We start from the raw sequence: 22367 nt of genomic DNA, 5'->3' as shown, positions 1-22367 counted from the left end.
CCGTGAATTCCGGTTCGGATAAAAAAATACGGTAGGGCAGCAACACTTCCGCCAATCAATCGAGAATCTTTTCGCGGGGCAGAAAACTTCCTGCCCTGGCGTACGAGAACTTGGTTACTGTGCGGCCAGGTGTCCCCCGACACCCGGCGTCTGAAACGAGGTCAGCCTTCCATGCTCCAGGCCATCGCCCCCGCCTCCCTGTCCTCCTCGGTTTCCGCCGTGAAGTCCGTCATGCCGTGGGCCGAGCGCCCGCTGATGCCGCTGTCGGAGGCGGCGCCGTACACGGTGCTGAGCGCGCAGGAGCTGTACCCGCGCATCTGCGTGCGTGATCCGTACTTCGCGCTCAAGGACGTGACGGTGCTGCCGGGTGAGGTGGTGGCGCGCGTCCCGGTGCAGATGGACCCCGACGCGCAGGCGATGCCCATTGGCCTGGGCGAGGCGGGCCGTCACCTGGCCATCCTGGGCTCCTGCGCCTCCGCGCTGGTGGCGCCCAAGGACGGGCAGCACTTCTACCTGGCGAGCGCCGCGCGCGGTCAGTGGCTGGCGCCCCAGGCGCAGGAGCGCACCACGGACCTGCTGTGGGCCCTGGCGCAGGCGGAGTACACGGGCAAGCGCACCTGCACGGCGCGCACGCTGCTCTCCGCGTCGGACGGCACGCCGCTGTTCCGGCTGGAGGTGGACTACAACGTGCTGTCCGCCGCCGCCTTCACCCGCCTGTTCGGTCAGGCGAAGCTGGAGATGCGCGCCGCGCCCCGGCCCGCGGACAACGTGCAGCGCACCCCGGAGGAGTGGGCGAAGCTGCGGCAGAACCCGTACAGCAAGCCGCTGGAGCTGACGGACTGGAAGAACGAGGGCGACAGCCTGTGCTCGTCGCTGGTCGTCACCCCGGAGCTGTGCAAGGGCCACTTCGCGATGCACCCGGTGATGCCGGTGGCCGTCGTCGCGGGCGGCATGACGCGCATGGCGACCACGCTGGGCCGTTCGCTGGAGCAGTGCGGCACCGCCCGCTTCGTGGCGAAGGACGTGAAGCTGTCCGCGGACAGCCTGGCCTACTCGGGGCAGACGGTGGTGTTCGGCGCCCGCCGCACGAAGGTGCGCGGCGCGGACCACACGTTCGCCTGCTGGGCGGCGGTGGGCGAGCGCGTCGTCGCGCAGCTGGACGTGACCTTCACCCGCGTCGACTGAGGACAGGCGCGACGCGGGACGGGAGCGACGGGCGCGGGAGGACCGCGCTCAGCTCCACTGGATGTCGTAGTCCACGCGGTCCAGGCCCTGCTGCTTCGCGGTGACGTTGCCCGTGAGCCCCAGCACCTTGAGCGAACCGGTGAGGATGCCCACGTGGTACGCGGGCGGCATCATGTCCCGGCGCATGCGCAGCGTGCCGGACTTGGTCCCCGTGGTGAGGTACTCGCGGTTGCCGTAGGACACCGCCGCGCTGTACGCCATCTGCGCGCCCGCGAAGAGCTTCTGCGGGTCCCCTCGGGAGATGATGCCGAAGATGAGCATCCCCGGCCCGGTGGAGTAGCGCGTGATGCTCACCTCGCCGCACGCCTGGAACACGGCCTCGGGTGAGCCGAGCTGCCCCTCCAGCAGGTCCGCCACGGTGTACAGCAGCGTGAGCAGCTCCCGCGCCGGATACGAGCGCAGCTCCGCGTAGTCGTGGTCCAACTCGCCCACGCGAATCTTCTCCATCCCGTTCGCCCCCGCGTGCTGCTGCACCAGGCTGAACACGGATTTGAAGATGAGCCCTCGGATGGAATCCCCCGGCTGGAGGATGGCGATCCTTGCGGCGAGCTCGGCCTTGTCCGACGGCATGACTTCCAACTCCTTGCTTCCCGGGGGTGAGGAAGCGAACCCCAGCTTAACGGGACACTCCCGTCTGTCGACAAAGGACTCGCGCCGGCTGCCTACCCGGTGGGATGCCCAGGCACAACGCCCCGTGTCAGGGCCGGCCGGCCGACGTGGTGGGTCGGGTCCGTCCCAGCTCGGAGGCCCAGCCCGGAGGCGCGCGGGGCGCGCTCAGCGCTCGTCGAGCAGCAGGGGGGTGAAGCCGGCGGCGTCGCAGGAGGCGAGCACGTAGCGCACGCCGCCCCGCTCGCCGGTGAAGCCCGCGGTGATGCCGCCCGCGTGCAGGTGGCCGTAGACGCAGACCTTGGGGGCGAAGGCTTCAATGGGGGCGCTGAACGCGGTGGACCGCTCGTTGGCGTACACCGGCGGGAAGTGCACGGCGACGATGCGCGTGAGCGGCGTGGGGCTGGCCAGCTCCTTCTTGCGCGCGTCCTCCAGCGACGCGGCCAGCCTCCGCGTCTCGCGCTCCAGGTACCCGGCGTCGGACGGCTCGTCGCCCATCTCTCCGCCGGGCATGGGCGGCGCTTCCGGCGTGGTCCACAGCCGCGTGCCGGCGATGACCCACGGGCCCATCACCACCGCGTTGTTGTGCAGGAAGCCTTCCAGCGTGCGGAAGGGCTCCAGCAGCTTGCGCAGCTTGGACGCGGAGTCGCCCCACCAGTAGTCGTGGTTGCCGCGCACCAGCACCTTGCGCCCGGGGCGCGCGTCCAGCCACGCCAGGTCGTCCATCACCTCGTGCGCCCGCGTGGCCCAGGAGATGTCCCCCGCGACGATGACCACGTCCTCCGGCCGCACCCGCTCATCCCACGCGCGTTGCAGCGGGAGCGGGTGGTCCGTCCAGCCGAAGCGGTGCATGTCCTTCTGCCGCGTGGAGGGCAGGTGCGTGTCGCCGATGCCGAAGAGCCGCATGATGCTGGCGTCATAGCGGATGGCCCGCCCCCGTGTTGGACCTTCGCGCGCGCCGCCCTGACGGGACGCCGGCCCCACGGGTCCGCCAGGGGTTGAAATAACAGCGGATACAAGAAACGATGTAACAAAACGTTACGCCACGAATGTCCTGAAACACGTCAGTGAGACAAGGACGCTCCATCCTCCGGCCAGGCTCCGGGCTTTGGGTCCAGGGATGTAGGCAATTCCATGATTTCGGGTGTTTGCAGTCAAGCACTGCGCGGTGGGATCCGCGCGGGTGGTGCATGGATGTACCGATTCAGGAAGAAAACTGGACGAAGGTAACGGGCTGGGGAGGGCTGGCACGCATGGTGCTGTAGAAGGGACGTGGGCCTCTCCCGTGGGAATGCGGGGGCGGGCCATGGAGTCCCTCCCCCGACTTTGGAGTTCCCTCATGTCAACGTTCCGCAATCCGTTCGCGGCGGCCGCCGCCGCCCTGGTGTTGTCCGCGTGTGGTCCCCAGGCGCAGCAGCCCACGGAGGCGCCCGCTCCCGCTGAGACGGAGACGCCGTCGCAGCCGACGGACACCGGTGGCAGCGCGATGCCGCGTGAGCTGGATCCGCTGTTCGCGCAGGCCGCTCAGGAGTTCAACGTCCCGGCGGAGCTGCTCAAGGCGGTCTCCTACACGGAGACGCGCTGGCAGATGGTGCGCGGCACGGAGGAGTTCCCGGGCCAGCAGCCCGCGTTCGGCCTGATGGCCCTGCGCGGCGCGGACCTGGAGCAGGGCGCGGCGCTGGCCGGCGTGTCGGTGGACGCGGCGCGCACGGACGCGGCGGCGAACATCCGCGCGGGCGCGGCGCTGCTCTCCCGGTTCGCCACGGAGGCGAACGTGGAGCGCGGGGACCTGGGCGCGTGGGCGCCGGTGGCCGCGCGGCTGAGCGGCATCAGCCACCCGGAAGCGCTGGCGGAGCACGTGCACCACGGCGTGTACTCGGTCATCAATGAGGGCGCGGTGGCGCTCAACACGGACGGCTCCGTGGCGGCGTCCCTGGAGCCCGTGACGGTGGAGGCGAAGTTCGCCCGCCCGCAGGTGCGGGCCATGGCGGCGGGTCCGGACTACGGCGCGTCCATCTGGCGTCCGTCGCCCAACTACAACGCGCGGCCCGCGGGCGCCGGTGGCGACCCGTCGATGATCATCATCCACACCTGTGAGGGCGGCTACGCCGGGTGCTGGGGCTGGCTCGCCAACAGCGCCTCCGGCGTGAGCGCGCACTACGTGGTGAACGAGAGCGGCAGCGAGGTGACGCAGCTCGTGCGTGAGTCCAGCCGCGCCTGGCACATCGGCGCTGCGTACGACTGCAGCCTCAACGGCAGCAAGGAGTGCTGGCTGAACGGCGCGTCGTCCAACAACTTCACCATCGGCATCGAGCACGGCGGCTTCGCCAGCGGGACGTTCTCGTCGGGCCTCATCGAGACGTCCGCCAAGCTGTCGTGCGACATCGCGCGCGACAACGCCATCCTGAAGGACAGCTACCACATCGTGGCGCACGGCCGCCTGCAGCCGGCGACGCGCACGGACCCGGGTCCCAACTGGCCGTGGGCGTCGTACATCAACAAGATCAACGGCTACTGCGGCACCGCGACGCCGGCCGGTGAGATCATCGTCGACAGCAACAGCGCCAACAACGACGCGTCCAAGGCGCGCTTCGAGCTGACGGGCGCGTGGACCGCGGGCAGCAGCGCCGGCTACTACGGCAGCGGCTACTACTTCGCGGCCACGGAGGCCATCTCCGAGCCGGCGACGTTCTGGTTCTACCTGCCCACCGCGCAGACGCGCACGGTGGACGGCTGGTGGGTGGCGGGCACGAACCGCTCCTCCTCCGCGGCGTTCATCTCCTTCAACGCGGCCGGCGCCAACCTGGGCACGGCGACCGCGAACCAGCAGATCAACGGCGGCAAGTGGGTGACGCTGGGCTCGTACAACTTCACCGCCGGCTGGAACAAGGTGCAGCTGAGCCGCTGGCAGGCCGCGGGCTCGGTGGTCATCGCCGACGCCATCCGGGTGCGCTGACGTGAAGGCACGGGGCCTTGAACGGAAGGCGCGTTTGGGGCCCCTCCGGGCACGGACGTGGTGCGCCGTGCTCGGGTTGCTGGGTGCCATGGGGTGCGAGGGCCGCTGCGGCGGCGCTTCCACCCCGGCCCCCGGCCCCCAGTCCCTGTCGGAGGCGGAGCGGCGGGCCCTTCCGGGCACCATCGTCTTCCTCTCCGAGCGGGCGGGACAGAAGGACGTCTGGCGGGTGACGCCGGACGGGAAGGAGGCGCAGGTCACCTCCGCGCCCGAGGACGAGTACCCCGGCCCCCCGTCGCCGGACGGCCAGCGGCTGCTGGTGGTGGCGTCGGGCGAGGCCAACGGCCACGTGTTCCAGCAACTGCGCGTGCAGCCCCTGGAGGGCGGCGCGGCGGTGGCGCTGCATCCGCCCCGGAGCCGCGCGCGCAACGCGAGCTGGGGCCCGGACGGGACGTGGCTGGTGGCGGAGTCGGACGCGCAGGGCTTCAGCGACGTGGTCCGCCTGGCGCCCACGGCGAACGCGGCGGACACGCGGCTGACGCACGAGAAGGCGGGCTGCTTCGAGCCCGCGGTGTCCCCGGACGGCACGCAGGTGGCGTGCGTGTGCAGCACGGAGGGAGACCCGGAGGTCTACGTCTACCGCGCGGATGGCACGGGCGAGCCGCGCCGCATCACCACGTTCTACAAGGAAGACCGCTCACCGCGGTGGAGCCCGGATGGCCAGTGGCTCCTGTTCGTGAGCGACCGCGAGCGCCGGGAGCGGATGTACCTGGTGCGGCCGGATGGCTCCGACCTGCGCGTGCTGTCCGGCGAGGGCTTCGCGGGCGACGAGCGCGAGGCCGTCTTCAGCCCGGACAGCCAGCGCGTGGCGTACGTGGCCCGGCATGCGGACGGCAAGAGCCGCATCTGGGTGGCGAAGGTGGCGGGCGGCGCCCCGGTGGCGCTCACGGACGGCACCCACCGCGACGACATGCCGGCGTGGAGCCCGGACGGCAAGGCGCTGGTGTTCGTCTCCGAGCGCGACGGCGACACCGACCTGTTCCTGATGCGCGCGGACGGCACGGGCCAGACGCGGCTCACCACCGCGAAGGGCGCGGACTGGCTGCCCACCTGGTTCGCGCCGCGTTAGTCAGCCCGCCCGCTGCCTCGCGGGCTGGGGCTCCGGGGCTTCGGGCCGTGAGGCCTTCGCCATCTCCAGCGGCACGCTGAAGAAGAAGGTGGCGCCCCGGTCCGGTTCGCTCTCCACCCAGATGTGGCCGCCGTGGGCCTCCACGATGAGCCGGCTGATGTAGAGCCCCAGGCCCAGCCCCTTGCCGTCCGCGGAGCGACCGTCCTCGGTGCGGTAGTACTTGTCGAACAGGCGCGCCGCGTCGCGGGCGGCCAGGCCCGCGCCCAGGTTGCTGACCGACACCACGGCCTGCTCGTGCACGGCGGACAGGCGCACGTCCACCGGGGTGCCCTTGGGGCTGTACTTGATGGCGTTGGTCAGCAGGTTGGTGACCACGCGCTCCAGCCGCGCGGCGTCCATGGGCACGGGAGGCAGCGGCTCCGCCAGGTGCAGCCGGAAGCGCTCGCGCGTGTCCGGGGCCACGTCGCGCTCCAGCACCTCCTCCAGGAAGCGGCCCAGGTCGCGCGACTCGCGGCGCAGGGTCACGCTGCCGGACTCCAGCCGCGAGCCCTCCAGCAGCTCCTCAATCATCGTGTTCATCCACTCCACGTTGTGGATGATGGCCTGGGCCATGTGGCCCTCGCGCTCCAGCTTGCGCTCGTGCAGCGCGCGCTGGAGCAGGTGGGCGCGCAGGTTGATGGTGTGCAGGGGGTTGCGCAGGTCGTGGGAGATGAGCCCCACGTACTCCTCGCGCAGCTTCTCCAGCTCGCGGCGCTCGGTGACGTCGCGCAGGATGGCGATGGTGGTGGCGTCCCCGGCGCCCTCCAGCGGGGAGAGCCGCACCTCCAGGGGCACGCAGGTGCCGTCCTGGCGCCGGCCGGACACCATCCGCCCGGCCCCGGTGGGGCGCGGCGAGGCGCTGGTGGACGGACCGTGCAGGCCCTCGGGCACCAGCAGCTCCACGCCCCGGTCCAGCAAGGCTTCACGCCGGTAGCCGAACACGCGCTCCACTTCCGCGTTGGCGAAGCGCACCCGCCCGGAGGCGTCCACCACCACCATCGGATCCGGCGCGGTGTCCAGGAGGGTGCGGAAGCGCACCTCGGAGGCCTCCAGCGCGGTGGTGGCCCTGCGCCGTTCGTTGTCCAGCAGGTCCAGCGCGCGCGCCGCCATCAGCACCAGCGCGGCGCCGCCCGCGGCCACCACCGTGGAGAAGAGGGGGAACTTCGCGTCATGGCTCAGCCTGCCGGACAGGTGCATCACCACCAGCGTCAGCCCCAGCAGCGGCGGGCCCATGAGCGTCACCGGCACCAGCCGCCGCGCCACGAAGCCGCCCAGCGTGTCCTGCGTGAGCCGCCCCATCAGCCCCAGGTCCGGCCGCGCGCACAGCGTGCCCACCGCCAGCAGGATGAGCAGGCAGGTGGTGTGCAGCCCCATGCTGCGCTCCTGGAAGAACGGCACGGTGGCGGGCGTCACCAGCGGGCCCAGCAGGAAGCCGTTGAGGCCCAGCAGCGCCGCCATCAGCGTCAGGGACACGAACGCGTCCGACCACGACAGCCGCTGGGGGGTGCCCCGGTCCAGCAGCGCCAGCGCCGGGCCCAGCAGCAGCAGGCACAGCGACGTCAGGGGGGAAGGCTTGATGCCGGGCGACGCGAAGCCGTCCTCACCAAAGAGGCGCAGGAACAGCGCATCCAGGCCTCCGCCGCTCGCCATGACGCCGGCGACGACGCCATCCACCAGGCTCGCCGCGCCCAGCAGGGCCGTGGCCCATGCCATCCCGGTGCCCATCCAGCGGCGGACGGGGCTCGCGTCGCACCGCAGGCGCAACCCCAGCGCGCCTCCGGCCAGCAGCAACCCGAGCGCGGCGCTGGGACGCATCGCCGGCAGCGCGGCGCCCATGGACTTGAGGACCATGACGTCCAGTGCCCAGCCCACCAGGACCAACAGGCCCACCAGGCAGGCCGCGGCCGAGGAGCTGCGCGCAAGGGCACGGACCAACGCCGTGCTTCGTGGCATGGATCGGCCGCTCATGGTCCGCGTCCCCCCCGGAACGCCAGCGTGCAACCTTGGTACACAATCACGCCTTGGGGGTCGCTCCGGCAATGAGACGCCAGGGCCGCTCCATGTCCGCCGAAGGCAGGGCTATCCGACTTGTCAGGGTGAGGATACGACAAGGACCGGACATCGCCCAGCAGCGGTGGCCCGGCCCTGTTTCACCAGCAGACACCCGTCGCGGGGAGTGCCCGGGGAGGGGCCCGTTATGGCGCGTAGCGTCCCGGATACACGGTGAGCACCACGCCCAGGCCGGGGCCGGTGTCCACGTTGCGCGGGACGTAGGCGTCCTGCCCCTCCACGGAGACCTTGAAGGACTCCACGCCGCTCGCGGAGTGCACATAGAGGAACAGTCCGTGGGACGCGGTGCCCGTCTGGCTCACGGAGGTGAGGTCCTCGGAGGGGTAGTAGAGCCGGTCCGCCAGGTCGGCGCGGTCGAGCGCCACGCGCGCGCCGCTCACGGGCTGGCCGCCCAGGTCCACCACGCGCCCGAGCACGAAGCCCGCGGTGGCCAGGGTGGCCGTGGGAGTGCCGGTGTGGCCCATGAGGCGGGGGACGCCCACGGCGGCGCCCAGCTGGTCCACGAAGGCGGCGGGCAGGGCCCACGCCCGCGCGGCGACGATGTCCGTTCGCGGGCGGGTGCCGGTGAAGGCGGTGTCGTAGACGAGCGTGGTGCTGCGCACGAACCCGTCCTGCGCCAGGCCCACGCCGAGCCCCTGGTGGATGTCGCGCACGGGCACGTCGGTGACGCGGAAGGTGCCGTCCTCGGCCACCGTCCCGGTGGCGAAGGTGGCGGACGCGTCGCTGACGGCCACGCGCAGGGGCTCCTCCACGCTCAGCGTCATCCCGGACAGGGAGGGTGTCTGCGCGCCCCGGCCCACGGCCTCCGGGAACACGGCGGCCTGCCCGCTGACGAGGATGCGAAGGTTCTCCAGATCCACGGCCTCGGCGTCCTCGGTCCGCACGCCGGGGTCCGGTGTGAAGCCGCCGTCGCCACAGGCCAGTGCCACCAGCCCGAGCACGGCACCACCCGCCGCCCGAATAAAGTGTCTCATCGCGTCGCAACATCCGCACGGTCCGGTGTGATCGCAATCCGTTCCCGGGCCCCGTCCGTCCCCTGGCGGACGCCCCGGTGCACGCGGGGGAGGGGGGCCTGGGATGGCGAGGCTTCCGGATGTTGAAAACACGTCGGCACCGGGAGCCTGCCTTCCGCGAATGACGGAAGGCCGCGCCCGGTGCCGGGGTCCTGCATGGGATGGCGAGGGGAGGGACGCCTACCAGCGCGCCCCGCTCTTGTTGGAGGAACCGGAGCTCTTGCCCGTGTTCCAGCCACCACCGCTGCTGCCGCTGCTTCCGCTGCTGCTCCGGCCGCTGCCGCTGCTGCCGCTGCTGTTGCCGCTGCTGCTCCGGCCGCTGCCGCCGGGGCTGCTCCAGCCGCCACCACTGCTGCCGCTGCTGCCGCTGCTGCCGCTGCTTCCGCTGTTGCTCCGGCCACCGCCGCTGCTGCCGCTGCTGCCGCTGCTGCCGCTGCTGTTGCCGGGGCTGCTCCAGCCGCCACCGCTGTTGCCGCTGTTGCCGCTGCTGCCGCTGTTGCCGCTGCTGCCGCTGTTGCCGCTGTTGCCGCTGTTGCCGCGGGAGCTGTCGTTGTCGTCGTCGCGGCTCTTGTTGCCCGGGGTGCCCCAGCCGCCGCCCTTGTTGTCGTCGTTGTCACGCTTGCTGTTGTTCGCGGCGGGGGCGGCGTTGCTGCGGCCCCAGCCATTGCCGGAGCCACTGGGCGGGCGGGCCCCGGTGCCGGTGCCACCCGGAGGCGGGCGGCGACCCACGTTGTAGGGGACGGGTGAGGGCGCGGACGAGGGACGCGACGGGCCGGTGTTGTAGCGGACGTTCCCGGCGGAGGCCGCGTGGGTCCGGTCCCAGCGGTAGCCCCGGGTGCCGCGGTCATACGAGTACCCGTGGCCCCAGGAGCCGTGCGGGTAGAAGTCGTGCGAGTGGCGCCCGTGGAAGCTGCAATAGCCGCCGTTCGGGATGGGGTGGTAGTCCCAGTACCAGACCAGCGTCGGGCCCCGGTAGTAGTAGACGTTGTCCGTGTAGACGTAGGACGTCTGCGGCGGCTGGTAGTCGTGGATGTGGCTGTAGTCCTCCGGGCACCACCCGCTGCCGTAGTCATCCGGGATGGGGTGCGCCCCGGCGAACCGGTACTCCACGACGGGGGCGACGTAGGCCGCGCGGGTGGGGCGGTGGTAGTGGCCGTCCACGATACAGCCGGTCCCCATCAGCAGGGCGAAGGGGACGACCAGGGCGAGCAAGCGGTTCATGGAGAATCTCCTGGCGCGGAAGTGGACCCCCAAAGCGTCCCGCTCCGCAACCTCTCTGCCCTCATGACGGCCGGCGGCGCTTTTAATTCATCCCGCGAGCCTGCCTGCCAGGGAGGAGGGGGAGGGCCCCGCTGATATGAAGCCCGGGCGCGGGTCCACCCGAAGCCTGGAGCCCGCGCCTGGGAGAGACACGGATGTCGGAGTCGGACAGGGATTTCGGACGGGGGGCGGGGCCGTCCTGCGCGCTGCACCCGGAGCAGGTCGCCGCGGGCACCTGCACGCGGTGCGGCAACTTCATGTGCGACATGTGCAGCGAGGGCGGAAGCTCCCCGCGCTGCCCCACCTGCCGGGCGCGCGCCGGCACCACGTTCCCCCTGAACCGGGACACCTGGACCGTCAACGCGCTGTGGGAGGTGTGCTGGAAGGCCTTCCAGCGCGAGTGGGCCATGCTGTCGCTGGCGGTGTTGATCAGCTTCGGCGTCTCACTCGGCTCGCAGTTCCTGGTCACGCTGGGCCAGGGCATCGGCACCGCGCTGGACAGCACCGCGCTGGCCGTCGCGCTGGGCCTGGTGGGCGTGGTGGTCCAACTGGTGGTGCAGGGGCTGGTGCAACTGGGGCTGCTGCGCGTGTACTTCGACGTGCTGGGCGGGCAGCGCGCGGACGTGGCGCGCCTCTTCACCCAGATGCACAAGGTGGGGCCCTACCTGCTGACGATGCTCGTCGTCGTCGCCATCATCGTGGTGCCGCTGTTCATCGTGGGAGGCCTGGGCTTCCTGGCGGCGATGGGCACCGGCCTGCTGCACGGCATCCGCGAGGAGGCGGCGTCCGGCGAGATCCGGAACACCGTGGTACCCGTGCTGGCGGTGCTGGGAGGGGTCACGCTGGTGCTGATCTTCCCCCTCATCTACGTGACGCTCCCGCTCTACTTCGTCCAGCCGGAGCTCGCGTACGAAGACGCGCCGCCCTCACCCCTCCAGGTGCTGCGTCGCTGCTGGGACTACGCCCGGGGCCAGCGCCTGGCCATGGTGGGCGTGAGCTTCATCGCGGGGCTCGTGGTGCTGGGGGGCTTCCTCGTCTGCTGCGTGGGCGTCATCCCCGCCACGGCCATGGCCCAGCTGCTGCTCGCGGGGCTGTACCTGACGCTGCGCTCCGGGTCGGACGAAGGCTCCGACCCGTCGCACGGCTGACGCTCCGGTGACGCCGGGCGCGCGCCTTCGCCCACGGGACGAAGGCGCGCCGGGCGGAGCCTCAGTGCACCAGCCGCTCGGAGGAGCCGGAGCGGGGCGCGATGACCTTGCCCAGGCACGCGAGGATGTGCTCGCGGTACTCGGTGAGCTCCCGCAGGCCGCACAGCATCCACCGGCCGCCGATGACGAGCGTGGGCACGCCCCTCACCCCGCGGCTGTTGGCCAGCCGGTGCTCGTCGTGGATGAGCCGGCGCGTCTCCTCCGAACGGAAGGCCGCGGAGAACTGGTTCATGGACAGGCCCACGCGCGACGCCAGCTCGAACACCACGTCCGAGCGCGACACGTTGACGCCCTGCTCCAGCGCCGCGCGTTGCATGGCCCGCGCGAGGAAGGCCCGCGCCTGCGGACCCTGCAATCGCGCGGCTTCCAGCGCCGCCAGGGCCGGCACGCTGGAGCGGGGAGGGTCTCCCCCCAGCCACAGGTCCGTGGAGAGCAGCGCGGCAGTGGGTTCGGCTTCGCGCTGCGCGCGCTTCACCTCTTCCACCAATCCGCGCACTTCGCGCTCCGTGGGCAGCACGTCGTGCAGCCGCAGCGGGTAGGGCCGCACACTCCAGCGGACGGCTTCGCCAAACTCCTGGCGAAGCACGTCCAACCGCAGGTCGGCGAGGTAGCACCAGGAACACAACACATCCTGGTAGACGGTGATCTGCAGCGGCTTGTGCAGCGTTTTCATCGGGGGTCGCCAGATTAGAGGCGCATCCCCGTCGCTGCCAACACCCCCTGACAAACCACGCCGGTTGGCATTCCCGTATTCCTGTGGAGCATGCAAGGCACCGTGCGCACCGTGAAGCGCGACACGCACGCCATGCGGCAGGCGGGCAGGCACGTTTCACTGCTCGCGTGCCTGCTGTCACCCCCATTAGGCGGCCCCTGCCGCTAGGAGGCCCGCCCCGCGCGCGCCACCAACGCCGGGCCCCGGGTCCCCGCGTACACCAACGCGTGCTCCACGATGGTCCCGGCGATGTCCTGTTTCGTGGCGCCCTCCAGGCCCTCGAAGCCGGGGCTGGAGTTGATCTCCATCAGGCGGGGGCCGTCCCGGCCCTCCAGCATGTCCACGCCCGCGACCTCCAGCCCGATGATGCGCGCCGCCTTCACCGCGGCCTCCATGTAGGCCGGGGGCAGGACGATGGCGCGGCCCTCGCCGCCCCGGTGGATGTTGGAGCGGAACTCGCCCTTCTTCGCCTTGCGGCGCATGGCGCCCACCACCGTGTCGCCCACCACCAGCGCGCGCACGTCGCGGCCTTCGCTCTCCGCGACGAACTCCTGCAAGACAATCTCCTGGCCCAGGTCCCAGAAGGTGTCGAGGATGGTCTGCACCTCCGGCAGCGTGTGGGCGATCATCACGCCCACGCCCTGGGTGCCCTTGATCAGCTTGATGATGACGGGCAGGCCCCCCACCTCCTGCACCAGCTTGCGCACGTTGCCGCGGTCATGCGCCATCACCGTCCGGGGCATGTCCAGGCCCGCGCGGGCCAGGAACTGGAGCGCCCGCAGCTTGTCGCGGCTGCGCGCGATGGCGGTGGGGGGGTTGAGCACCGGCACGTCCATCATCTCGAAGTGGTTCACCACCGCCAGGCCGTACGCGGTGATGGACGCGCCAATCCGGGGGATGACGACGTCCACGCCCTTCACCTCCGCACCGCGGTACGTCATGCGCGGCCGGCCCTGGGCCAGCATCAGGCAGCAGCGCAGCGTGTCGAAGACGAGCGCCCGGTGCCCCCGCGCCTTGATGGCCTCCACCAGCCGGCGCGTCGAGTACAGCGAGCGCTTCCGGGACAGGATGGCCACGGTCTTCTTGGCGCGGGGCCGGCGTGGGCGCGGTGCGTCGCCACGCTCGGGTGCCTGCGCTCCAGGCGGGATGGGCGCCTTCTTCGGCTTCACTTTTCGGGGGGGCATGCGGGGCGCGGGACACTAGCACGCACGGCCCGTCAGGCATGGTCCGTGGGCGCCCTTTGCTATCCTCGCGTTCACTGATGACCGCCTCCAATCCGCATCCCGACGACATCCACACGAATCCCGGTGATGTCGGCCTCGAACTGTCGGCCCAGTCCTCCCTGCTGGGGGAGACGCAGGTGGTGGATCCGCGCGCCACCATGAAGCTGCACAAGTGCCGGCTCCTGGTGACGTCGGGGCCGGACACCGGGCGCTCCATGGCCAGCGACAAGGAGCGGCTGAGGTGCGGCGCCCACCCGGGCAACGACCTGGTGCTGGTGGAGGATCGCACCGCGAGCCGCCACCACTTCGAGGTCCAGTACACCGAGCGCGGCTACCTGCTGGTGGACCTGAACTCCACCAACGGCACCTTCCTGGACGGCCGGCGCATCGAACGGGCCTACCTGTCCCCGGGTTCGCAGATCCGCGCCGGCTCCTCCGTCATCACCTTCGCGCCGCTGGACGAAGAGGTGGCGGTGGAGCCCGACCGCGAGGGCGAGCTGTGCGGCATGGTGGGCCAGAGCGTGAAGATGCGGCAGGTGTTCGGGCTCATCAAGCGCATCGCGCCCATGGACGTGTCCGTCATCATCCAGGGGGAGACGGGCACCGGGAAGGAGCTGGTCTCCAGCGCCATCCACGAGCTGTCCGGCCGCAAGAAGGGCCCCATGGTGGTGCTGGACTGCGGCGCCATCCCGCCCAACCTCATCGAGAGCGAGCTGTTCGGCCATGAGAAGGGCGCCTTCACCGGCGCGGTGTCCGGGCGCCCCGGCGCCTTCGAGCGCGCGCAGGGCGGCACCATCTTCCTGGACGAACTGGGCGAGCTGCGCCTGGACCTGCAACCCAAGCTCTTGCGCGTGCTGGAGAACCGCGAGGTGCGCCGGGTGGGCGGCAACGACGTCATCGAGGTCGACGTCCGCGTCATCGCCGCGACCCACCGCGACCTCGTGAAGGAGATCGCCGCGGGCAACTTCCGCGAGGACCTCTACTTCCGCCTGTCCGTCATCAACATCCAGCTGCCGCCCCTGCGCCAGCGCCGCGACGACATCCCGCTCATCCTGAAGCAGGCCCTGGCGGAGCCGGAGGTCGTGGACAAGCACGGCCGCAAGCGCTTCTCCGCGGAGGCCCTGGGCCTGCTGATGGCCTACGCGTGGCCCGGCAACGTGCGCGAGCTGATGAACGTGCTGTCCCACGTGCTGACCTTCTCCGAGGGCGAGGAGATATTGCCCTCCCACCTGCCCCCGCGCGTCCGGGGCCAGGCCCGCGAGGGGCCGCTGCCCTTCAACGAGCACCTGGCCTTCAAGGACGCCAAGGAGCAGCTCCTGGAGAACTTCGAGCGCGAGTACGTCACCAGCGTCCTCACCCGCTGCGAGGGCAACCTGTCCCGCGCGGCCCGGGAGAGCGGGCTGCACCGCAAGTCCATTGAGCGGCTGGTGAAGAAGTACCAGCTGGACGCCAAGGGCCTGAAGCCGCGGTGAGCGGCGCGGGGCCTGTTTGGGATGAAGCCCGGTTGACGGATAGTAGGGGCCGGAAACCCTTCTGGAAGGTGGCGGATGACCTTGAAGCTTGAAATCGCGGTGCGTGGCTGGGTGGGGATGCTGGGCCTGGGCGCCGTCCTGCTGGCGCCGCCGGTGCTCGCGGCGGAGCCCTCGCAGTGCATGGTGAACTGCAACACCAAGGCGGCCACCACCATGCAGGCCTGCACCAGCTCCTGCTCCGGCAAGTCCTCCTCCCCGAAGTACCAGAAGTGCATCCAGGGCTGCGCCGAGAAGCTGACGGCCCTGCAGTCCAAGTGTGCCCAGGGCTGTTCCGGCAAGAAGAAGAAGTCCGGGGCGGACCACGACCACTAGGCAGGCCCGGGGCGGTCCGCCCGCGCGGGCCTCCCGGTGTTGAAGCCCTCGCGCGGCGGTGTTACGGGCGCGGGGCCATGAGCGACGCCCCCTCCCGCAAGGACCTCGACGCCACCGTCCACCTGCCGCGCACGGAGTTCCCCATGAAGGGGAACCTCGCGCAGCTCGAACCGCGCCTGCTGGCGTGGTGGGCGGAGCGCGGCGTGTGGAAGCGGCTGTTGGAGAAGAACGCCGGCCGTGAGCCCTTCGTGCTGGCGGACGGGCCCCCGTACGCCAACGGCCACCTGCACGCCGGGCATGCGCTCAACAAGGTGCTGAAGGACATCGTGGTGAAGTACCGGAACCTCTCCGGCCGCCCGTGTGACTTCATCCCCGGCTGGGACACGCATGGCCTCCCCATCGAACAGGCGGTGGAGAAGCGGCTGAAGGAGCAGAAGCTGGACAAGCGCACGCTGTCGCGCGACGCGCTGCTGGAGCGCTGCCGCGAGTACGCGCTGGAGTTCGTGGACATCCAGAAGGCGGAGTTCCAGCGGCTGGGCGTCTTCGGCTCGTGGGACGCGCCCTACAAGACGCTCGACTTCACCTACGAGGCGCGGGAGCTGCGGGAGCTGGCCACGTTCGCGCGCCGGGGCATGCTGTACCGCCGCAAGAAGCCGGTGGCGTGGTGCCTCCAGGACCAGACGGCGCTCGCCGAGGCGGAGGTGGAGTACGCGGAGCACACCTCGCCGTCCGTGTACGTGGCCTTCGACGCGGCGGGGGCCTCGCTCGGTGAGCGGCTGCCGCAGCTGCGCGGCCAGCGGGTGTCCTTCGTCATCTGGACCACCACGCCCTGGACGCTGCCGGCGAACCTAGCCATCGCGGTGAACCCCGCGTTCGAATACGTCTTCTACCGGCTGGAGGACCGCGTCCTGTGCGTGGCCAAGGACCTGCTGGCGAAGGTGCTGGCGGAGGTGAAGTCGGACGAGCTGGCGGTGAAGCACGTCCAGCTGCCCACGGGGGAGGTGTCGTCCCCGGCGCTGGTGGACCCCTCGCGCATCCTCGCGTACGCGACGGGCGAGGACCTGGAGCACGTGACGTACCAGCACCCCTTCCACGAGCGGCAGGGGCGCGTGCTGCTGGGCGGGCACGTCACCCTGGACGCGGGCACGGGGCTGGTGCACACGGCGCCGGGCCACGGGCAGGAGGACTACGAGGTGGGCCTCGCGTACGGCCTGGACATCTACAACCCGGTGCGCGCGGACGGCCGCTACGACGACACGGTGGGCGAGGTGCTCGCGGGCCGGCGCGTGTTCGAAGCGAACCCCGTGGTGCTGGACCTGCTGGTGCAGCGGGGCGCGCTGCTCAATGACAAAGCAGACACCGTCACGCACAGCTACCCGCACTGCTGGCGCTGCCACCAGCCCGTCATCCAGAGCGCCACCTACCAGTGGTTCATCCCCATGGACGCGCCCTTCCACGGCACGCAGACGTTCCGGCAGGCGGTGCTGGAGCAGGTGGACAAGGTGCGCTGGGTGCCGGCGTGGGGACAGTCGCGCATCCGGGGCATGCTGGAGGGGCGCCCGGACTGGTGCATCAGCCGGCAGCGCAGCTGGGGCGTGCCCCTCCCCATCGCGTACTGCGACGGGTGCGACGACGCGGTGGTGTCCCCGGAGGTGATGGAGCGCGTGGCGGCGGCGGTGGAGAAGGAAGGGGCGGGCGTGTGGTACCGCACGCCGGTGAAGGACTTCCTCGGGGAGGACTTCCGGTGTCCGCGCTGCGGGAAGGAGGACTTCCACCGCGAGACGGACATCCTGGACGTGTGGTTCGACTCGGCGTGCATGGCGTCCGCGGTGCTGGAGCCGCGGCAGCGCGTGCCGGCGGACCTGTTCCTGGAGGGCAGCGACCAGCACCGGGGCTGGTTCCACTCCTCGCTGCTGGTGTCGGTGGGCACGCGCGACGTGGCGCCCTACAAGGCGTGTCTCACGCACGGCTTCGTGGTGGATGGCCACGGCGAGAAGATGTCCAAGAGCCGGGGCAACACGGTGGCGCCGGACAAGGTCATCCAGCAGTACGGCGCGGAGGTGCTGCGGCTGTGGGTGGCCGCCAGCGACTACCGCAACGACGTGCGCCTGTCGGACGCCATCCTCAAGGGGTTGTCGGAGGGCTACCGGAAGATCCGCAACACGCTGCGCTACGCGCTGGGCAACCTGCACGACTTCGACCCCGCGAAGGACGCGGTGCCGGCGCAGGCGCTGGCGCCGCTGGACCAGTGGGCGCGCGGCCGGCTGTCCCAGGTGGTGGCCCGGGTGCGGCAGGCGTACGAGGACTACGAGTTCCACCTCGTCTACGCGACGGTGGTGGACTTCTGCGCCAACGACCTGTCCGCCGTGTACTTCGACATCCTGAAGGACCGGCTCTACACGGCGAAGGCGGACGGGCCCGCGCGCCGGGGAGCGCAGACGGTGCTGCACGAGGTCGTCACCGTGTTGCTGCCGCTGCTCGCGCCGGTGATGAGCTTCACGGCGGAGGAGGCCTGGCAGCACCTGCCGGGCAGGACCTCGGAGAGCGTGTTCCTGGCGGGCTTCCCGGAGCCGAAGGGCGCGATGGCGCCTGGGCTCGCGGAGCGCTACGCGAAGCTCTTCGCGGTGCGCGGCGCGGTGCAGGGCGTGCTGGAGGTGGCGCGGCGGGACAAGCGCATTGGCGCGTCCCTGGAGGCGCGCGTGGTGCTGACGGCCGATGGTCCGCCCGGAGGCTCGGTCAAGGAGCTGCTCCAGGCGCACCTGTTGGAGCTGCCCGGGCTGTTCATCGTGAGTCAGGTGGAGTGGGCGGACGCCGCCTCCGACGCGGCGACGGCGCTGGACGTGTCCCAGGCGTTCGGCGATGGCGCGTCCCTGGCCGTGGAGGTGCTGCCCGCGAAGGGGACGAAGTGCCCGCGCTGCTGGGTGTATTCAGAGGGGGTGGAGGCGGGCGGCGGGGTGTGCCCCAAATGCCGTGAGGCGTTGGGCTGAAGACAGACAGCGCTCCCCTGGGGGCGTGTCTGTCCAAACTTCGGGTGTGTTAGTTCAAGGCGCCGCCGGGGCAGGAACCGGCGGCCCCTTGCTCCTGGCATTCCCGGAGTCACATGCCTCCATTCCTCGGTGACCGTGAAGACAAGGTTCGTGGCAAGAAGGTCTACGGACGGGATTTCAACACGCGGGACCTGGGCTGGGAGGGGGAGTGCCGCCATGCCTACCTGCTTCGCGTCACCCATGCGGACCGCAAGTACCTGGGCCTGGATGACGCGCGGCTGGGAGAGGTCTTCGCGATGCTGGGCGTCCAGCCGCCGGACATCTTCCAGGCCGCGGACCTCCACGCGCGGGGGTTCACGGCGCCGTACAGGCAGACGCCCCCCGGTGGGGGCAGGCCCCGGCTGGTCGTCCACCCGGCCCAGGGGCTCGCGCTGGATGACCCGAGTGTGGTGCCTGACTTCTCCGGCGTGTACTGGCTGACCCCGCCCGGCGGCTACGCGGACCACATCGGTCAGCCGGTGGCCATCCTCCTGTTCAAGGAGAGCCGCGACCTGCGGAGGTTCGCCACCTGGAACCGGGAGCGGGGCCCGCGTGACGGCCGTCCCGTGCTGCGCTTCGACGCCAGCTCGCGGGTGGAGTGGCAGCAGGACATCCAGCGGCTCGTCAACCCGCTGCTGGACGCGAAGGTCTTCCGGGAGGAGGCCCTCTACGGCGCCACCCACTTCATCCGCAGCCAGGTGCCGGACCACGCGTTCTCCGCCCAGGGCCACAAGGACCACGACCCCGACGCGCTGGGGCCGGACGTGGACCCCGCGAAGCGGGCCATCAACCTCAAGGCGAACAAGGCCCGCGAGGCCATCCGCAGGTCCGTCGCCGAGGAGGGGATGACCGTGATGCGCCGGACCTTCTTCAGCCAGAGCATCGATCCGATGTTCATGGAGCTGGAGACGGGGCTCGCCTTCCTCACCCGGGATGAGGAAGGCAGGCCCGTCATGCGCATCGCGGCGGGGACGCAGTCTCCGCGCAAGGACCAGGACGGCGTGGAGACGCTCACCACCCTGTGGCCCCAGGACGAGGCTCCCCGGGTCGAGCTGAAGACCTTCCCGATTGGCGGCGGCTTCGGGGGACGCGACCTCTCCACCTTCCCCATCTACCTGGCCCTGGCGGCCTTCTTCTGCGACGGGCCCGTGCGGCTGGCCTTCGACCGGTACGAACAGTTCCTCTGCGGCATCAAGCGGCACGCCGCCGTGCTCCAGAACGTGCTGGCCTACGGGCCCCGGGACCCCCAGGGACCTCCGCCCAGGGGCCCCGGGGACTACGTCCTGCACTCGCTCGACGCCACCCTCTACATGGACGGCGGCGGCGTGCTGAACCTCACCAAGCCTGTCGTGCAGCTCTGTGCCCTCCACGCCGCCGGGCCGTACCGCTTCACGCACAACGCCATCAGCGGCTACGGCATCAGCACGAACGGCGCCCCGTCCGGTTCGATGCGCGGCTTCGGGATTCCGCAGGCGGCCTTCGCCATCGAGTCCATGATTGACGAGGTCGCGAGCACGGTCGGCGTGGATCCCATCGCGTTCCGGCGTGAGAAGCTGCTCCAGGCGAAGGACGTCGACGTCACGGGCTTCGAGCTGCGGCACCGGCTGGACACCGAGCGCATCTGCGAGCTCGCGGCGCAGGAGCCGCTCTGGACCGGGCGCGAAGCAAGGCGGGCCGAGTACGCGGCGCGGGGCAACGGGCTCGTGAAGTACGGCGTCGGCTTCGCCTGCGCGATGCAGGCCATTGGCACCAGCGAGGACGCGGTCTTCGCCGAGGTCAGCATCAGCGCGACGGGCGAGGTGACGGTGCGCTCCACCGCCATCGAGATGGGGCAGGGCAGTGAGACCTCGCTCGCCATCGCCCCCCGGCCGCTCCTGGGCCGCGAGGCGTCCCGCGTCGTCATGGGGGTGTTGGGCCGCTTCGACCACGAGACCATCCGGCTGAACAGGGCCCCCTACGCCCCGGGGCAGCCCCGGAACACGCCGAAGCTGGACAACACGATGAGCGCCTCGGTGACGGCGTTCTTCCACCTCCATGCCGTGGAGGAGGCCGCGCGGGTCGTCTTCGAGCACGGCCTGAAGCCGTGCGCGGAGGCCCTCTGGGGCGACGTCCCGGAGTCCGCGCGCTGGGAGGATGGGAAGCTGGTCGCTCCGGGGCGGGAGCCCATTGCCCTGGAGGAGCTGGCGTGCAGGGCCCACGCCCGGGCGAAGGAGGATGGGCTGTGCACCGGCGCCATCGTGCACACCTACTACCGCAACGCGTACGCCTGTTCGGAGTACACGCTGCGGGGCACGACGCGGCTGCGCTACATCGACGGGCTGGCCGTCCGCCACGGCGGGGATGATGAGGACGTGACGGGCTATGAGCACGTCACCCGCGTGGACGTCCCGTATGACGGCGTCGCGAACGACGCGAGGCACCACATCCGGAGCGTCTACGCGTCGGCCGGCCACCTCGTCGCGGTCACGGTGAACACCCGCTCCGGGGTGATTGACGTCGTGGACGCGGTCACCCTCCTGGACGCGGGCGACGTCCACCACCAGCGGATCCTCGAAGGGCAGGTGGAGGGCGGCTTCGCGATGGGGCTGGGGATGACCCTGTTCGAGAACATCCCGCCCGCGCCCGTGGGCGTGGACGGCCTGCTCAACCTGCACCGCTATCCGGTCCCCCGGGCCACGCACATGCCCTCTTCGGGCATCCAGCTGCGGCTGCTGCCGATTCCGGAGGGGGAGCAGATATTGAGGTCCGGTCCTCCCATCCGGAAGAAGGGCATCGCGGAGGCCGTCATGACCACGGTGATGCCGGCCATCGCGAACGCGGTCGCCCATGCCACGGGGGCACGCCTGGGCGTGCTGCCCTTCACGCCCGCGCGCGTCCTGGAGGCGCTGAAGCCATGACCGGAAATCCCAAGGGCACCGAGCGCGAATACACCCTCCACGTCAACGGCACCCCGAGGACCGTCGTCGCGTCGGGGCAGGACCTGCTCGTCGACGTGCTGCACGAACAACTGGACCTCACCGGCACGAAGCTCAGCTGCGGCATCGGCTCGTGTGGGGCCTGCAAGGTCGTGGCGCAGAAGACGCCCGGCAGTCCCAAGATGGCCATGCTGGCGTGCTACGCGCGCATGGACTCCATTGAAGGGCTGCACTTCACGACGGTGGAGGGGCTGTCGGGGCCGGGCGAGGCGCTCCACCCGCTGCAGCGGGAGTTCCTGGAGTGCTATGCGTTCCAGTGCGGCTTCTCCACCCCGGGCTTCCTGATGGCGGCGGACGTCCTCATGGATCAGCTCGCCCGCAGGCCCATCCCCGCGGCGCAGCTGGACCAACGCATCCGTCAGGCCATCTCCGGAAACGTCTGTCGTTGCACGGGGTACGTGAAGTACGCGGAGGCCATCAAGAAGGCCATCCTCGCGGACCCGCGCCTCACCTGTGAGACGCCGGGGCCGGCGGAGCCGCAGCGCTCGGTCGTCACCTTCCGGGTGCGCAAGCAGTCCTCGAACGACCTGGAGGAGAAGGCGCTCGTGGGCTTCCTGGACGAGGTGGAGGCGATCATCCGGTTCGAGGAGTGGCTCCGGCTGGACACCTGCACCGCGCGGGTGAGCGCGAAGACGCGTTCGGTCCGCACCGGAGAGCCGGTGCGCGACTTCAACCTGGGGAAGTTCTTCTTCAAGTCCATCGAGTCCGTGGACTTCACCCTGGACTCGGTGGACACGCTCGACGGGCGCTACCAACTGGACGCGGTGCCCTTCGGCACGGCCATCCCGGTGAACATCCAGGGCCACGTCTCCGCGCTCGGCATCCGGCTGCCGGTGACGGCGGACGCGGTGGTGATGGTGCTGGAGGGCACCCGCCTGCGCATCACGTCGCGCGCCCCGGTGACGCTCGACATGCGGGACCTGGGCTTCTCCGTGGACGCCTTCGCCAGCGAGTTCTTCCTGCGGCTCACGCGCACGGTGGAGATCACCTTCGACCTGGTGCTGGAGAAGGACGAACCCCGGGGCCCGGAGGTCTGGGCCACCGTCCCCCGGAGTCGCTGAGCC

General features: G+C 70.9%; 16 protein-coding genes. 9 read left to right on the top strand and 7 right to left on the bottom strand.

Annotated elements, in window-relative coordinates; genetic code table 11:
* The first annotated feature begins 171 nt into the window (after positions 1-171).
* Positions 172-1185: a hypothetical protein gene (locus tag OV207_RS15545; RefSeq protein WP_193349788.1), complete on the top strand. Its 1014-nt coding sequence runs from the start codon at positions 172-174 to the stop codon at positions 1183-1185.
* A 48-nt stretch (positions 1186-1233) separates the two neighbouring features.
* Here the strand turns inward: OV207_RS15545 and OV207_RS15540 are convergent, their stop codons facing one another.
* Together OV207_RS15540 and OV207_RS15535 are read right to left on the bottom strand one after the other, a co-directional pair.
* The gene (locus tag OV207_RS15540) at positions 1234-1815 is read right to left on the bottom strand and encodes a DUF2378 family protein (protein WP_193349787.1); all 582 of its coding nucleotides are present in this window, start codon (positions 1813-1815) and stop codon (positions 1234-1236) included.
* A 204-nt stretch (positions 1816-2019) separates the two neighbouring features.
* On the bottom strand, positions 2020-2757 hold the full coding sequence (locus OV207_RS15535; RefSeq protein ID WP_267555993.1) for a metallophosphoesterase: 738 nt from the start codon (positions 2755-2757) through the stop codon (positions 2020-2022).
* 433 nt (positions 2758-3190) lie between these two features.
* Between OV207_RS15535 and OV207_RS15530 the strand changes: the two genes are divergently transcribed.
* Positions 3191-4807, top strand: a complete 1617-nt coding sequence (locus OV207_RS15530; protein ID WP_267555992.1) for an N-acetylmuramoyl-L-alanine amidase — start codon at positions 3191-3193, stop codon at positions 4805-4807.
* Positions 4808-4883: 76 nt separating this feature from the next.
* Positions 4884-5933 carry a TolB family protein gene (locus OV207_RS15525; RefSeq protein ID WP_267556087.1) on the top strand — a complete coding sequence of 350 codons (1050 nt, stop codon included), beginning with the start codon at positions 4884-4886 and terminating at the stop codon, positions 5931-5933.
* Here the strand turns inward: OV207_RS15525 and OV207_RS15520 are convergent, their stop codons facing one another.
* The 3 genes from OV207_RS15520 to OV207_RS15510 all read right to left on the bottom strand — a co-directional run bounded on the left by OV207_RS15520 (position 5934) and on the right by OV207_RS15510 (position 10276).
* Entirely contained in the window at positions 5934-7925 is a 1992-nt protein-coding gene (locus OV207_RS15520; protein WP_267555991.1) for an ATP-binding protein, read from the bottom strand.
* Between the two features lie 242 nt (positions 7926-8167).
* Positions 8168-9016 (bottom strand): carboxypeptidase regulatory-like domain-containing protein, encoded by an 849-nt coding sequence (locus tag OV207_RS15515; RefSeq protein WP_193349782.1) that lies wholly within the window; start codon positions 9014-9016, stop codon positions 8168-8170.
* A 219-nt stretch (positions 9017-9235) separates the two neighbouring features.
* Complete coding sequence (locus tag OV207_RS15510; RefSeq protein WP_267555990.1) at positions 9236-10276, bottom strand: hypothetical protein; 1041 nt, start codon at positions 10274-10276, stop codon at positions 9236-9238.
* 194 nt (positions 10277-10470) lie between these two features.
* On the opposite strand from OV207_RS15510, the gene OV207_RS15505 reads away from it, so the two are divergent.
* Positions 10471-11463 carry a hypothetical protein gene (locus tag OV207_RS15505; RefSeq protein ID WP_267555989.1) on the top strand — a complete coding sequence of 331 codons (993 nt, stop codon included), beginning with the start codon at positions 10471-10473 and terminating at the stop codon, positions 11461-11463.
* A 61-nt stretch (positions 11464-11524) separates the two neighbouring features.
* Here OV207_RS15505 and OV207_RS15500 read toward each other — a convergent pair whose 3' ends face one another.
* Together OV207_RS15500 and OV207_RS15495 are read right to left on the bottom strand one after the other, a co-directional pair.
* Positions 11525-12196, bottom strand: coding sequence for a DsbA family oxidoreductase (locus OV207_RS15500; RefSeq protein ID WP_193349779.1), 672 nt, complete (start codon positions 12194-12196; stop codon positions 11525-11527).
* Positions 12197-12399: 203 nt separating this feature from the next.
* Positions 12400-13419 (bottom strand): ATP-grasp domain-containing protein, encoded by a 1020-nt coding sequence (locus OV207_RS15495; protein ID WP_193349778.1) that lies wholly within the window; start codon positions 13417-13419, stop codon positions 12400-12402.
* 77 nt (positions 13420-13496) lie between these two features.
* Here OV207_RS15495 and OV207_RS15490 point away from each other — a divergent pair, with 77 nt between their 5' ends.
* From OV207_RS15490 to OV207_RS15470, 5 genes are all read left to right on the top strand, one after another.
* Positions 13497-14930: a sigma 54-interacting transcriptional regulator gene (locus tag OV207_RS15490; RefSeq protein WP_193349777.1), complete on the top strand. Its 1434-nt coding sequence runs from the start codon at positions 13497-13499 to the stop codon at positions 14928-14930.
* 75 nt (positions 14931-15005) lie between these two features.
* A complete protein-coding gene (locus tag OV207_RS15485; protein WP_193349776.1) occupies positions 15006-15302 on the top strand; it encodes a hypothetical protein in 297 nt (98 codons plus the stop codon).
* Between the two features lie 77 nt (positions 15303-15379).
* Positions 15380-18289 (top strand): isoleucine--tRNA ligase, encoded by a 2910-nt coding sequence (gene ileS / locus OV207_RS15480; protein ID WP_267555988.1) that lies wholly within the window; start codon positions 15380-15382, stop codon positions 18287-18289.
* Positions 18290-18402: 113 nt separating this feature from the next.
* Entirely contained in the window at positions 18403-21225 is a 2823-nt protein-coding gene (locus OV207_RS15475) for a xanthine dehydrogenase family protein molybdopterin-binding subunit (RefSeq protein WP_267555987.1), read from the top strand.
* On the top strand, positions 21222-22364 hold the full coding sequence (locus tag OV207_RS15470) for a (2Fe-2S)-binding protein (RefSeq protein ID WP_267555986.1): 1143 nt from the start codon (positions 21222-21224) through the stop codon (positions 22362-22364). The genes OV207_RS15475 and OV207_RS15470 overlap by 4 nt, the downstream gene beginning before the upstream one ends.
* Positions 22365-22367 lie beyond the last annotated feature (3 nt).

Source organism: Corallococcus sp. BB11-1 (assembly GCF_026626625.1).
Classification (GTDB): Bacteria; Myxococcota; Myxococcia; order Myxococcales; family Myxococcaceae; genus Corallococcus; species Corallococcus soli.
Note: the sequence above shows the minus strand (reverse complement) of the source record. Positions and strands in the feature narration are given on the sequence as shown.